Source organism: Bartonella sp. CL71SXKL, assembly GCF_042194935.1.
Taxonomy (GTDB): Bacteria; Pseudomonadota; Alphaproteobacteria; order Rhizobiales; family Rhizobiaceae; genus Bartonella.
Map to the genome: position 1 here is coordinate 100,162 of NZ_JBHINI010000004.1, position 13,756 is coordinate 113,917.

Annotated in this window: 12 protein-coding genes; 4 read left to right on the forward strand and 8 right to left on the reverse strand. The window is 39.9% G+C overall.

The features are described 5' to 3' along the window. Positions 1 to 1,093: 1,093 nt before the first annotated feature. On the reverse strand, positions 1,094 to 2,530 hold the full coding sequence (pyk, locus tag ACFILA_RS03440) for a pyruvate kinase (RefSeq protein WP_375660665.1): 1,437 nt from the start codon (positions 2,528 to 2,530) through the stop codon (positions 1,094 to 1,096). Continuing rightward, on the reverse strand, positions 2,527 to 3,015 hold the full coding sequence (locus ACFILA_RS03445) for a DUF1036 domain-containing protein (protein WP_273790491.1): 489 nt from the start codon (positions 3,013 to 3,015) through the stop codon (positions 2,527 to 2,529). The genes pyk and ACFILA_RS03445 overlap by 4 nt, the downstream gene beginning before the upstream one ends. A gap of 262 nt (positions 3,016 to 3,277) precedes the next feature. Here ACFILA_RS03445 and ACFILA_RS03450 point away from each other — a divergent pair, with 262 nt between their 5' ends. Next, positions 3,278 to 3,538, forward strand: a complete 261-nt coding sequence (locus ACFILA_RS03450; RefSeq protein ID WP_005774567.1) for a DUF2312 domain-containing protein — start codon at positions 3,278 to 3,280, stop codon at positions 3,536 to 3,538. Positions 3,539 to 4,074: 536 nt separating this feature from the next. On the opposite strand, the gene rimJ is transcribed toward ACFILA_RS03450, so the two are convergent. The 4 genes from rimJ to ACFILA_RS03470 form a co-directional block, all read right to left on the reverse strand. Further along, a complete protein-coding gene (gene rimJ, locus ACFILA_RS03455) occupies positions 4,075 to 4,638 on the reverse strand; it encodes a ribosomal protein S5-alanine N-acetyltransferase (protein WP_375630918.1) in 564 nt (187 codons plus the stop codon). A 572-nt stretch (positions 4,639 to 5,210) separates the two neighbouring features. After that, positions 5,211 to 7,073, reverse strand: a complete 1,863-nt coding sequence (locus ACFILA_RS03460) for an ABC-F family ATP-binding cassette domain-containing protein (protein WP_375660666.1) — start codon at positions 7,071 to 7,073, stop codon at positions 5,211 to 5,213. After that, on the reverse strand, positions 7,073 to 7,459 hold the full coding sequence (locus ACFILA_RS03465; RefSeq protein ID WP_273790493.1) for a hypothetical protein: 387 nt from the start codon (positions 7,457 to 7,459) through the stop codon (positions 7,073 to 7,075). Before ACFILA_RS03465 ends, ACFILA_RS03460 begins: the two co-directional genes overlap by 1 nt. Before the next feature lie 100 nt (positions 7,460 to 7,559). After that, positions 7,560 to 8,195, reverse strand: coding sequence for a thiamine diphosphokinase (locus ACFILA_RS03470; RefSeq protein ID WP_273790494.1), 636 nt, complete (start codon positions 8,193 to 8,195; stop codon positions 7,560 to 7,562). Positions 8,196 to 8,342: 147 nt separating this feature from the next. On the opposite strand from ACFILA_RS03470, the gene ACFILA_RS03475 reads away from it, so the two are divergent. Then, positions 8,343 to 9,920: a M48 family metalloprotease gene (locus ACFILA_RS03475; RefSeq protein WP_375660667.1), complete on the forward strand. Its 1,578-nt coding sequence runs from the start codon at positions 8,343 to 8,345 to the stop codon at positions 9,918 to 9,920. A 309-nt stretch (positions 9,921 to 10,229) separates the two neighbouring features. Here the strand turns inward: ACFILA_RS03475 and ACFILA_RS03480 are convergent, their stop codons facing one another. Beyond that, positions 10,230 to 11,141 carry an RNA polymerase factor sigma-32 gene (locus ACFILA_RS03480; protein ID WP_015856975.1) on the reverse strand — a complete coding sequence of 304 codons (912 nt, stop codon included), beginning with the start codon at positions 11,139 to 11,141 and terminating at the stop codon, positions 10,230 to 10,232. A 441-nt stretch (positions 11,142 to 11,582) separates the two neighbouring features. Beyond that, a complete protein-coding gene (locus ACFILA_RS03485; protein WP_375637565.1) occupies positions 11,583 to 11,720 on the reverse strand; it encodes a hypothetical protein in 138 nt (45 codons plus the stop codon). Here ACFILA_RS03485 and ACFILA_RS03490 point away from each other — a divergent pair. After that, positions 11,719 to 13,299: a hypothetical protein gene (locus ACFILA_RS03490; protein WP_375660668.1), complete on the forward strand. Its 1,581-nt coding sequence runs from the start codon at positions 11,719 to 11,721 to the stop codon at positions 13,297 to 13,299. The two genes, ACFILA_RS03485 and ACFILA_RS03490, sit on opposite strands and share 2 nt — an antisense overlap. Positions 13,300 to 13,320: 21 nt before the next feature. Then, positions 13,321 to 13,662, forward strand: a complete 342-nt coding sequence (fdxA, locus tag ACFILA_RS03495) for a ferredoxin FdxA (RefSeq protein WP_273790498.1) — start codon at positions 13,321 to 13,323, stop codon at positions 13,660 to 13,662. Positions 13,663 to 13,756 lie beyond the last annotated feature (94 nt).

Below are 13,756 nucleotides of genomic sequence, written 5' to 3' on the forward strand. Positions count from 1 at the left end.
TGCCCCTAGATAATATCAAGCAGATTCAATATATTAAAAAAATAACCTTATCTATTATACCGTAAAACACCGCTATTTGATAATATAAGCACCATAGAGTCTTTGCACCTAGAATGTTCATCCGATGAAACCCACCGAAAAGAACCGTATCATTTATAAACCAGCGTGAATTAAGTATTTTCATCCTTTAGAGCAGGAAAAAAGTCAAAACCGAAGAGTATGTTAATCTCATACAACCTCAAACATCATAAACAACAATAATAGCTCTTGAAAACATCCTCTACCGCTATTTTTATCCTTATAACAAATAATCCATATTCCTCTCCCCACCACCCAAAATCTCCAAGCTTAATAAAAGAGCAAGTCGGCACCATCATTATAACCAGCCCTCAATATTGCGACAGCACCCTTGGCTCTTAAAACGGTTCATAAGAGGGACGCCTTTCTTGTACAGCTTTTTCCCATAAAACCCACCCGCTTGTGATGTACAAACAAATAGTCATGATTGACAAAACATGCACAAATTTAAAATAAGACAATCTTGCGGTATTCGGGATTTTGATAGAAGATAAAGAAAGATAAGTTATCATTATAAATCAATATGTTGCAAATGATCAGACAAAGCATATTTTAAAAACACATTCACCCATCACTTTTTCTCATAACATACCAGCACGATTTTTTAGGCACATAATTTTAATTTTATTCAATTCTGTCTGCAAAAGTTTAAAATGAGAACAATTTCAAGGCTCTCATTCAAAAAGAAAAAGAATAAATTCTCATTATCAATGAACATCTGGCTCGTATAAATATCAATAAAGCAATCCCCAATATGCCTTAATGAAATAAAAGGGGGGCTCCCATTAAATGCCCTACCGTAAAAGCAGCTTCCTCAGAACTAAAACAAAATCAACAGACAACATCACCGCATCTGCTCCCATCCCCAAACTGGACAACCTAACGCAATACCTTTCTATCTTACGATAAGAGATAAAAGAATAATGGGTTCTATGGAGGCATTCACAAGAGGCGCGCACCCGTTGTTTTTAAAGCCTGTTCAAAGGCGCATGAAAAAACACCATGCGTAAACGGCTCAAATCCCTTTCGTTCCATCTTGAGAGACAGAAGCAATACGCAAGAGATTTGTCGCACCGGGCGTTCCAAGGGGAACCCCAGCTGTCACAAGGAAGCGATCTCCTCCTTTGCAAAAGCCTTCCTGAAATGCAATAGCTGCTGCACGATCAACCATATCCTCTAAACTCCGTGCATCTTGCGTAACCACACAATGAAGCCCCCAAACTAAAGCCAAACGCCGTGCTGTTTCCACAATGGGCGATAAAGCAATAATCGGTCTATTAGGGCGTTCACGAGAGGCGCGCACCCCCGTTGTTCCTGAAGCCGTATAGGCAACGATAGCGGATAGAGCAAGTGTTTCAGCAATCTGACGTGCAGCAAGAGAAATCGCATCCGTTCCTGTTGATTCTGGTGCTGGATGTTGTGCTCCAACCTGAGCGGCATAAGTGTGATCCTGTTCGATTTGCCGCGCGATTCGGTCCATCATAAGCACAGCTTCTTCAGGATAGCGACCAGAAGCAGATTCAGCAGACAACATCACCGCATCTGTTCCTGCATAAACTGCTGTAGCAACATCCGACACTTCTGCGCGTGTGGGAACAGAAGATGTGATCATTGATTCGAGCATTTGTGTTGCCACCACAACAGGCTTTCCTGCTAAACGACAAGCTTTTATGAGCTCCATCTGAAGTGCAGGGACCTTTTCCAAGGGCATTTCCACTCCAAGATCACCCCGTGCAATCATAATACCATCGGATACCTCAATAATTTTCTCTATATGCTCCAAGGCTTGAGGCTTTTCGATTTTAGCCATCAAAGACACCTTGCTTTTCGTCAACCGACGCACCGCCATAATATCTTCTGGACGTTGAATAAAAGAAAGAGCAACCCAATCAACAGGCTGCTGTAAAAGAGCCTGAAGATCCTCCTTATCTTTTGACGTCATCGAATCAAAAGGCAAAATTGTATCGGGAAAACTGACACCCTTTCGATCAGAAATACGGGTTCCAGAAACCACGCGACACTGTACAGAATGACCATCACAAACTTGCGCACGCAGTTCCACCCTTCCATCATCAATCAACAACCGATCCCCTGGTTTAACAGCCGAAAATACATCCTCATGAGGGAAAAAAACACGCTGTGCATCACCAAGAACATCGCGATTATCTAATGTAAAGCTTTGCCCAACACGCAAATCTTCTTGCCCCTTAGCAAAACGCCCCACACGCAGTTTTGGCCCCTGAAGATCCACTAAAATACCAATGGGGCGTCGAACTGTTTTTTCAACTTCTCGTATAGACTTGACCAAATCACCCAGCATATCACGATCAGTATGGCTCATATTAAGACGAAAAACGTCTGCTCCTGCCCTAAAAAGCTTCTCAATCATCAAACGAGAAAAAGAAGAAGGACCAAGAGTCGCAATAATTTTTACTTTACGTGCACGTTTCACGGTGGAGAATTTCCTGAAAGAGAAGGTATAACTGAATTGTTTAACAAAGACTCATCCGTCAACTGTACCATCCAACTGGTTTGATTTCCGGTATCGATCTCTTTAAATTCAGCCTTTTGATATCCTCGAGGGAAACAATCATGAACCCCTTGAATGGTAAATTGGCTATCTTGTACACACATGGTCACAGAGCCTGCCCAGTTCCCTTTTTTTTGTGCTCCTTCCGCATAAAAATAATAAAACCGTGAAGCAAGAGGCCCCTCAATTAAAGTTTTACATTCCGTCACTGGTACCGTCCACCAGCCTTCGCTCACCCACCCAGAAAATGTACGATATCCAAGAGCAACCCCTACAGACTGTTGGGTTGTATTACAAACTCTAAAGTCAGCTTTTGCAAAAACAACGAGGGGAAACAAGAGCAAAATACTCAAGAGAAAAACTTTTAATCCTTTCTGAAACACCCAATATCGTTTTTTTAAAATCACAAAACTTCCTCTATAATGTCAAATTCTCAAAACAAATTACACATTTCTTTTTTTAAAGCTTTTCAAGTCTAAAACGTATATTTTCATATTTTTCTTTTTATAGCCCTTTTATCAATGCATATATCTTAAAAATTTTACAAAATATTTAAAGTCAATTTGTAAAAAAGCTGTGTAGCTTGATTTACTTTTTATTTTCAAGCTTTTTTAACATAAATTCGTCGTCGAAAAACAACTTAAAATATATAACTTGGAGAAAAATACAATGAACGATACAGTAACCGATCAAACACACGCTATATCCGTAAACCAATTACGCTCTTTTATCGAACGTATTGAACGACTAGAAGAAGAGAAAAAAACCATTTCTGATGATATTAAAGACGTTTACACTGAACTTAAAGGCTCTGGCTTTGATAGTAAAGCTGTTCGAAGCATTATACGGCTGCGTAAAAAAGAAGAGCATGAAAGAATGGAAGAAGAAGCAATCATTGAACTTTATAAAAATGCGCTTGGTATGAATTAAACCATTGATAACATTGGAAATTTTCTTAAGAAAAGAAAATACAAAAAACAAATGGCAAAAAATAAATGAATGTATAAAAATTTCACCCAACAATAAGCCGTTTGTGTAACTTGTAACGAGACTATCGGTCACAGAATACACAATATTGCAACAGCCCTCACATTTAAAAGGATTTATACAGAGAATTTTTATTCTTATTCTTCAATCATTGTTTATCCACATAAACCCTCACTTGTATGCCAACCCAGTTTGTGATGTGCAAGAGAGGTGTTTTTTATGATTAAACATCAATAAATTTGAAGTGAGAAAGTCTTCCGATATTGAGGACTCTCTTCAAATTGAAAAAAATGAATTATGATGATAAATCAATTTATTATCTACGAAAAGAAACATATGAAAATGGTCAGCAGTTGAAATCCGCTAAACGAGATTCTAAACTATTTATAAAAGAAGAGGTGGTTAAAGATCTTAATCTTTGAGGATAGGGAGAAATTCAGCATATTTACACATTTGATAAAAAGACCCTTAACAAAACTTTATTGGAATCTATTAACGGACTCATAAAGATCATTGATTCGAGAGGTTAGAATGTGATCTCTCCATTTTCCAGAAATCATCAAATAGTCTTTGGCATAGCCCTCTTTTTCAAAATGAAGGCGTTTTAATAAACGTTCGCTTTTTATGTTCTCAGGTCTATAATTTGCCATCACTCTATGTAGATGATAAACATGAAAGATATGGCGTATTAGAGCCGATAAACTCTCAAACATGAGACCTTTGCCTTGTTGTTTTTCATCAAGAGAAAAACCAAGATGACAGGCTTGAAAAACACCCCGAACCACATTTGTAAAATTCACAACACCGATGACTGTGTTTTCATTTTTTAATCGTACAGCATATCGATATGCTTGTCCCTGTGCACTTTCACAAGCAAATGCATTGGCTCGTGTTTCCCAAGCTGTTAGGGTATGGTAATCATCAGATCTAACAGGTTCAAAAGGATGCAGATGATTCGCATTACGGAGGTAATAAGAAGACAGTTCAGCTGCATCTTCTAAACCGATCAATGTAGAAATTGTTCGCTTTGTTTTAATTGCCATCATTTTCTCCTCCTAGACAATGTCACAATAACACGTTGATTTATCTTAACAAATCATCATTTTTAAACTCAAATCATAATGTCGAATACAGTAAGCTTTCCTCATCACAACACTTCTTACGTTAGAATCAATGAGGATCATTTGCTTTTCCATCATAAGCGGAGGTGGTATGTTTAAAGCATAAGGTAAAGACAAGGGAATATTTCTTATGAATGCTCTCAAGTTCCAAGGGGCGCTGTAGCAACATTGGGGACTGGCAAAGTATGCAATGGAACTGGCATACTTCCATATACGAAATTTTGAAAAAACTCACGGCAAAGATAGTTTTGTTTCTTTGCCTTGTAAGCTCAGAGCATGCTTGTTTTGCGCTACCATATCACTGTCCCCCCGTATACAAATCCCAATGACCATCACCTCGAGGTGCTATATGTTACAGTGCGATCTAAAAAGTCTCTGCCATAACTCGTCAACAACACTGTTCGCGCAAAATCAGCCATAAGATCTTGTAACAAATCAAAGAAAAGCGATGATGCAATACGAATTAAAATGCTTAGATATTAATATCTAAAACATTACCGTGAACACGCTTCCATTTCTTCGCGTAAAATTTCAAGTTCTAACCATTCTTCTTCTTTTTGTGTGCAAGTATTTTTCTTTTTTTCCAACGTTGTTGATAAACGCTCAAAACGCTCTTTATCACTGCGATAGAGAGCTGGATCAGAGAGTTCTTGCTCAATTTTTTTGATTTCGTCCTGCAAAACAGCAATTTCTTCAGGCAATTTTTCCAATGCATAAACCTGCTTATAAGACAATTTACTTCGTGTTTTTTTCTCCCGCCCTATCAAGCCATGATCTGTTGATGTGTCCTGCTTTGAAAGCTCTCCCGCATGAGATTTTGAAGGTGCTTTACGCTGCGATAATTCTGTTTTTTTGCGTTGTAAACGAAGAGCATGCTGGTTTTGCGCCATCATATCACTGTAGCCGCCCGCATACAAAACCCAATCACCATCACCTTGAGGTGCCAACATATGCGTTACAGTACGATCTAAAAAGTCTCTGTCATGGCTGACCAACAATACAGTTCCCGCAAAATCAGCAATAAATTCTTGCAACAAATCCAAAGTTTCCATATCCAAATCATTGGTCGGTTCATCAAGAATCAAAAAATTTGCAGGACGAGAAAGAAGTCGTGCAAGCATGAGGCGTGCTCTTTCTCCCCCGGAAAATTCTTTAAGGGGAGTGCGTGCTTGTTCCGGTGAAAATAAAAAGTCTTTCATATAAGAAACCACATGCCGCTCCAGCCCATTGATCACAAGAGTATCACCTCTTCCTCCCGTTAAATAATGCGCTAAAGTTTCTTCTTCATTTAAAATACGTTGCTGATCAAGCAATGCCATAGAGAGGTTATAGCCATGCCTCACCGTTCCACTATCCACGGCTTCTTGCCCAATTAATGCAGAAAGGAGCGTTGTCTTTCCGATTCCATTGGGTCCTACCAACCCGATTCGATCACCCCGCTGAATGCGCAAAGAGAAATCTTTCACGATAATGCGATCACCATAGGATTTTGAAATTTTCTTTGCTTCAAGCACCAATTGCCCAGAATCATGACTTTTTGCTGCTGTCAAAAGTGCATTTCCCGGCTGCCCTTTATAGGTTTGATGACGCTGTCTTAAATCTTTTAATTCGCCTAAGCGCCGTACATTACGCTTACGCCGTGCGCTCACGCCATAACGCAACCATTGCTCTTCACGAGCAATTTGGCGCCCCAATTTATGCTGTTCGATGGCTTCTTCTTCCAGTGCTTTATCACGCCAATTTTCAAACTCAGAAAAACGCTTTTCCAGTCTTTTGGTTGTGCCACGATCAAGCCATACCGTTGACCGCGTAACATTTTCTAAAAATCGCCGATCATGGGAAATCACCACAATCGCTGAACGCAAAGAAGCTAAAACAGCTTCCAGCCATTCAATGGTTGGTAAATCAAGATGATTGGTTGGTTCATCTAAGAACAAAATATCGGGTTTTGCAGCAATGGCCCGTAACAGTGAAACACGCCGCTTTTCGCCTCCCGAAAGCGTTTCCAATTTTTCCGCCCCAGAAAACCCTAAATTTGTGCGAAGCGTATTGATCCACTGGACATCAGATGTATCGTCCAGCCCCGCTTCCATATAAGCATTAATATCTTCAAATCCTGAACAATCCGGATTTTGTGAGACATAACGGAGCGTTACTCGCGGGTGGCGAAAAATTTCGCCACCATGAGGTTCTAATATTCCTGCGGCAATTTTTAATAGGGTCGATTTTCCACAACCATTACGGCCGACCAGCGCAATACGCGCCCCCTGCTCAACCGATAAACAAGCTTGATTGAGCAAAGGCGTTTTTCCAAAATTTAAGAAAATGCGGTCAAGCCGCAGAAGCGGCACCGCCATTAACGAACGCGGCGCGGACAAGGTGCTTTATACATCACCCCTCTTGCATCACGGTAAGCACATAATTGTCGTACAGGAACTCTCTGTCCACAAGGTGCTTGGTAAACATGCCCTCTACGACCACGATACGTGCACAATTGTGATACCTGTCTTTGTTGTTTTCTTTGATTTGCAGCTGCACCTGTTACTGTTCCAGCCAAAGCACCAAATGCTGCACCGGTCAGTGCTGCTCCAGGCGTACTTCCAGCAATAGCAGTTCCAGCCAAAGCACCGATTGCTGCTCCTCCTACGCCGTAACGTGCAACGCGTTCATCGTTTGTAGTACAAGCGACTGAACTGAAACCAATGGCTGAAACAACGGCCACTTTAAAAATTGATTTTAACATATCAAAACCTTTCCTTCTCAAGATCAATACATATATCGTTTATGTCGGCACTTCATCACTAGGCCCCCCCCTGCCTTATTCAAAATATATTGGAAGAGCTTTATGGAATAGGTACAGACACTAACAATATAGCTTTTCCAGAACCTAAATGGCAAGAAAAGGTTCCACAAATACGGTTAGAAAGTGTTAAAGAAGAGCCAAATGACACATTTTTGTCACAAATTGGCCATTTTACCCCTTTAAGAGTTAAACCTTTTAAATCAGAAAAACCGATAATACTAAACAAACATCCCTTAGGCAAATCATACGAACAAGGTTTTGACAAAACCGGCCAACCTTCTTCCAAACCGCTTGTCAACAACACTGAAATACCCCTTTCAGCCATCATCAACGCTTGCGTTATATGAGAAAGGCTGTGATCACTTCGCTCCCCTCCCAAAGCACCGCACAAAATAAGCTTTTTAGCGCCATTTTGCAGCGCTCTTTCACATGCCAGAGCACTATCTGTCATATCTTTATCAGAGGGAAAAACTTCACGCGGAACATGACTATATTGACGTATTAAATTCTCATCTGATGAATCAAAATCCCCTAACCACAACTCAGGCGTCGCATTAAGCGCTGCCGCATGACGCATACCACCATCAGCAGCAATTACCCGACTGTTTTGAATTTGATTAAGCAAACGATCAGTGATATGAACATCCCCATTTAATAATATCGTAAATGTTGTCATGCCATACTTTGCCTTTCACAAAATTTTCTTTACAGTGCATCTTTTTATAAGTGAGAGTCATTTTTTATAAACAAAAAGCATGATATAGCCAAACGAATCCTTATCTCTAATGCCTTTCTTAAAGAAACATACGATACAAAGATACAAATGCAATTTGCCAAATTACTCCGCAGAAATAATGTGCACCATGGTCCAACGCACCCCATTTTTCACCGCAATTTTCTTTTTCGCTCGTGCCTGTATAAAGCCACTCTCATAAGTTTAACGTTTCTCCTTTCGGCTTGTCATACACCACTTTCTCAAAATGATAGGCTTTCTTCCACTTCTTCTAAAACGATCAAACGTACCAACAACCACAATATCTATGTCACATTAAGCGCTCTGCAACACCCACGTATTCTGCAAATGTATGGTGGCGCTTATCATGATGCAAAACTTGAACACCTTTTAGCAAAGATTGTCCGTAAACTGGCAGTTGCATCACATAGTTCTCATCAAAGCTATTCTGTAACAATTTTAAACTCAGAAACTGTCAATGCCTTTGCGCTCCCCAATGGCTCGATCTACATCACTCGTGGTATGCTGGCATTAGCCAATGATTCTTCAGAAGTTGCAGCCATTTTAGCCCATGAGATAGCACATATCAGAGCCAATCATGGCATTTTACGCCTGCAAAAAGAAGCCCAATTAAAGATGACCAATCACATGTCTTCACGTCTTCTTTCTTCTATTGGCAAAAAACTTCATAACCCTATGCAAAACAAGCAACAACTCGCGCAATTTTCCCGCAATCAAGAGCTGGAAGCTGATTCCCTTGCACTCGAAATGCTCCAACAATCAGGATATGATCCATTTGCTTCACCGCGCTTTCTTCAAACAATGGAAGCCTATAGTGCTTTTCGTAATATCTCCGGCACCCAAAATGCCTCTCTAGATTTTCTAGCTTCTCACCCAACCACCCCTCAACGCATTCGGCTTGCGATAGAAAAAGCGCGTAAAATCAGTAAAGGGAATAGTACAATATCCGATCATGATTCTTTTCTCAAAAGCATTGATGGCATGATTTTTGGAGGAGGCTTTTATACAGGTTTTGTACGAGGCAACCAATTTATTCACCCACAATTGCGCATAGCTTTTTCTGTTCCAAATAATTTTACAATAGAACATTCAGCACACACTGTTTGGGCCAGTGGACCAGATAAAATTGCGATTCGTTTTGACGCTATTCCACATCCTGCTGAAATATCTGCGAGTGATTATTTGAAAAGCGGCTGGATTCTCGGGCTAGACCAATCATCTATCCGCCCCATCACAATTCAAGGGCTCCCCAATCAAGAATTTACGCGTCAAGGATTCCAAAGCCAAAGTTTACTTGGAGCACAAGCCTATGCTACCAATGATCAATGGCAATTTGATGTGGTTGCCATTCCATTCAACAACCACATCTTTCGTTTTTTGACGGCCGCTCCACATAATTCTCGAAATTTTGCAGAGGTTGCCAAAAAAACGCTACAAAGCTTTCATTCTCTTTCATCTTCACAGTTAAAAAAATTGCAGCCCTTAAAAATCCGTGTTGTTTGTGTTAAACAAGGAGAAACCGTTGCAAATCTTGCAGATAAAATGCAATACACACCATATAAAGAAAAACTCTTTCGCATCCTCAACGCCCTCTCACCAACGCAAACTTTACCCGCAGGTACCAAAGTGAAAATTATTACAGAATAAGCCCTTTTTCTCATCTGCTACAGTTTTAATTCTTTTCTATCTGTATCACGCCCTCCCCCTTAAAGCATATTCGAAAATAAGGAGGAACACTTTAAAATCCAATTTCATCATGCCTCTATAGGCCTCCGTGTGATACATATTTTCTCCAACTAACTCTGCCCCCTGTCTTCCTCTGTTTATCAGTAGCGCCCCCAAGGAGGCATATTCCTAAACAAATATGAACACCCCCTAAAACTGACTTCATCATATTCTCATATGCCCCCACTTAATATATTCTCTTTCCTCCTCCCCCCCAAAGCATTTCACTGCTTATATATCGTAAGCGTCTTCTGAATGAACCGTAAGGAGAGCAGAACGCAATTTTTGCAAAGCCCTAGCTTCAATTTGACGCACGCGCTCTTTCGAGATTCCTAACTTTTCACCCAAAACTTCGAGAGTCGCCCCCTCTTCATTTAAGCGACGAAAGCGAATAATTTCCAACTCCCGTTCGTTGAGAATTTGCAACGCATCGTAAAGCCACTGTGTACGCCGTTGACCATCAATGACTTGCTCAATTAAAGCATCAGGAAGAGGACTATCATCCACCAAAACATCCATCTTAGCAATGGGATTATCACTATTCTCAGAAACAGAAACACTCAAGGAATTATCAGAACTGGAAAAACGAAAATCCATCGTTTCAACATCGCGCACGGAAACGCCAAGCTTTTCAGCGATTGTGCGAAAAATATCCTGTTTTGACAAAGCACTATCATCTTGTATCAGTTTTGCACGCAAACGCCGAAGATTAAAGAAAAGTGCTTTTTGCGAAGAACTCGTTCCCCCTCGAACGATTGACCAATTTCGCAAAATATAATCTTGAATAGAAGCGCGTATCCACCACGTTGCATACGTTGAAAAACGCACTTCCCGATCAGGTTCAAAACGTGCAGCTGCTTCCAATAGTCCCACATACCCTTCTTGGACCAAATCTCCCAATGGCATTTTGAAACGTTTAAAGCGATTAGCAATAGCAATCACTAAACGCATATGAGCCGCTGCAATTTGATGCATGGCATCATCATCACGTTTGTCTTTCCACCGCAGAGCCAAATCATGCTCTTTTTGTCGTTCAAGATAAGGTGCTTGCATAGCAGAACGCATCATATTACGTCCTAAGCTTTTGTCTGCATCGCTATAATTTTTGCTGCTTTTATAAACAGCATTTGAAAGATTACCCATAATAACCCCTTGCGATTAAAATTATCAAAATTGATTTGGCAACGACATCATTGTTCTTTGCTTAAAAAGAACGCAAAAGTTGTTAACTTCTGTACCTACTACTTTAACGTGTAATTTTATAATCGCAATTGTTTTTTTTACTGTCATGGTAAAACTTCTTGTCATAAGACACAATTTCACCTGCAAAATGCCTTTACAACATGCCTTTTAGCCTATGAAATATTTGAAAAAACTTTCTCTCCACTTTTCATGACAAAACAGCAAAAAAAATAAAGTGATCACGCAAAACAAATGCTGTTTTTTGATAACCAATTCCGTTTCCTTTTAAATTGAAGAATTTATTCATGCTTTCAGCTTTACAATACAACTAATAAGTGTAATTTGCAAATATAAAGCATCTAAACTGAATGAAAACTGAATAAAAAAAGAATCATTCAAGTTTTAAAGGCGCAAAGAAACAGCAAAAAATGACAAGAGTGATTGAAGCAAACGCAACAAACGTGTTAAAGAAAGAGCACCATTATGAAATTGTCGCAAAAAGCTTTTGACCAGTGTCACACTGAGAAAGAAAATGATCATGGATAGCAAGATTGTTCAACAGAATGAGATTCTTCAAGATGATATTCTCATTGAAAAACACGGAAGGGGTAAATTTGAAGGTTTTCGTTTTTATGCCAACAAAAACAGTACCGATCAAATAGCTGATAAGCAAATTTCAACAGAGAATGAGAATTTGATTCTTGCTTTTTCCAAACGCGCGACACGTTTTTGTGCTTGTGCAAATGGAGATTTTACCCTCAGTTCTGATGGAATTGTGCGCTGGATTGGTCAACCCGTAGGACAACTTGTAGCAACAGAAGATTTTTTCAAACCAAAACTGATTGTTTTAGCAGATGAACAACTCACGGGAGAATCCCGCAATAACGTTGTGAAGCGATTAGAACGCTTTGTCACCTTTCATTTTGAAACGACTTTAAAACCCCTGTTTGATTTGCGCAATGCTGATAATTTAACGGATTCAACAAACAGTCTTGCTTTACAACTTTTTAACTCTTTAGGGATTTTACCACGCCGCGAAGTTTTAGACATTGTCAAAAAACTTGCGCAAGAATCACGTGCCGTGCTTCGGCGTCTAGGCGTGCGTTTTGGCGCTTTTCACATCTATGTTGCCGGAATGCTTAAACCTGCTCCGGTTCAAGCCATTACTCTCCTGTGGAATCTTCAAAATGCGGGACAAGATCAAACTGGTTTGGGTGAAATTTTTTCAGCATTATCTGCTGGTCGAACCTCTTTGATTGTTGACCCTACCTATAACCGCCAATTTTATCAATTAGCCGGCTACCGAATCTTAGGACAACGTGCTGTACGGATTGATATTTTAGAACGTCTTGCCAATCTCATCCGCCCCGCACTTCATTGGAAACAAGGAAGTGATCCCAGACCCGATGGAGCCTATGATGGCAAAAGTTTTTTTGTTACACCAGCCATGATGTCCATTCTTGGGGCCAATGGAAATGATATGGAAGAAATCCTCAAAGGACTTGGTTATCAATCGTACAGCATAAGCAATACTGTTTTTGAACAAAATCTCTTTGCACACCAAGCCTCTTCCCCTGTCAATAGGACAATACAAGATGTTCCTGCAGCAGAATGCGTTGGAAGTCAATGGCAAACAATAAGCGATTTAAAAACAACACGAGAAGAAAAAAATACCTCATACCCAAACACTTTATCCTCTGGTATTGAAAAACATCTCCATAAAACCAATCGCTTACCAGCAGCTGAACCTGTTGGGAATTTTGCCAAATCCCCTCGCTCTACAGAAGAAGGTAAAGTTATTTTATTATGGCATTATAAGCATCAATTTCACCACCACGCACAAAAAAAACATGATAAATTAGGAAATAAGTGGCAAAATAAATCGAAGAACGCTGTAAAAAAAGCGGAACACACAAATGAAAATTCCCCTCAAGAAGCACTATCACAAGCAAAACGCTCTCATAAGTTCCACAAATCCCAAGGAAAACATGCAAATCATAAGCCTTTTCACAAAGAAAAGCGCCTTAATCCTGATTCACCTTTTGCGAAACTAGCTGTACTACGCGATCAACTCACCAATCATAAAAACACGCACCCACTTTCCTCTAAAGAGAATTAAAGTAACAAATGGAGTTTGATCTTGACCCACGTAGTAACCGACAACTGCATTCACTGCAAATATACGGATTGCGTTGAAGTCTGCCCTGTTGATTGTTTTTATGAAGGGGAAAATATGCTTGTTATTCACCCCGATGAATGCATCGATTGTGGTGTTTGTGTGCCAGAATGCCCAGCAGAAGCGATTTTACCTGATACAGAACCAGGATTAGAAAAGTGGTTAGAACTTAATCTTCATTATGCAAACAAATGGCCTAATCTAACCACCCGAAAAGATCCCCTTTCTCAAGCAAAAGAAATGGATGGCGTTCCAAATAAATTAGAAAAGTATTTTTCAGAAAATCCAGGAAGTGGCGAAGAGTAATGATACAGTGTACACCCTCCTCCTTCAACGACTGAAAGACTTCTCTTGTAAAAATAAAAAAATCCTTAAGCGAAATGATTGATTCTTTTAAAGT

Excerpts from the sequence above, each read along its gene's own strand:
- ACFILA_RS03450 (WP_005774567.1), top strand. The coding sequence starts at position 3,278 with ATGAACGATACAGTAACCGATCAAACACACGCTATATCCGTAAACCAA.
- rimJ (WP_375630918.1), bottom strand. The coding sequence starts at position 4,638 with ATGGCAATTAAAACAAAGCGAACAATTTCTACATTGATCGGTTTAGAA.
- ACFILA_RS03460 (WP_375660666.1), bottom strand. The coding sequence starts at position 7,073 with ATGGCGGTGCCGCTTCTGCGGCTTGACCGCATTTTCTTAAATTTTGGA.
- ACFILA_RS03465 (WP_273790493.1), bottom strand. The coding sequence starts at position 7,459 with ATGTTAAAATCAATTTTTAAAGTGGCCGTTGTTTCAGCCATTGGTTTC.
- ACFILA_RS03470 (WP_273790494.1), bottom strand. The coding sequence starts at position 8,195 with ATGACAACATTTACGATATTATTAAATGGGGATGTTCATATCACTGAT.
- ACFILA_RS03475 (WP_375660667.1), top strand. The coding sequence starts at position 8,343 with ATGCAATTTGCCAAATTACTCCGCAGAAATAATGTGCACCATGGTCCA.
- ACFILA_RS03480 (WP_015856975.1), bottom strand. The coding sequence starts at position 11,141 with ATGGGTAATCTTTCAAATGCTGTTTATAAAAGCAGCAAAAATTATAGC.
- ACFILA_RS03490 (WP_375660668.1), top strand. The coding sequence starts at position 11,719 with ATGGATAGCAAGATTGTTCAACAGAATGAGATTCTTCAAGATGATATT.
- ACFILA_RS03485 (WP_375637565.1), bottom strand. The coding sequence starts at position 11,720 with ATGATCATTTTCTTTCTCAGTGTGACACTGGTCAAAAGCTTTTTGCGA.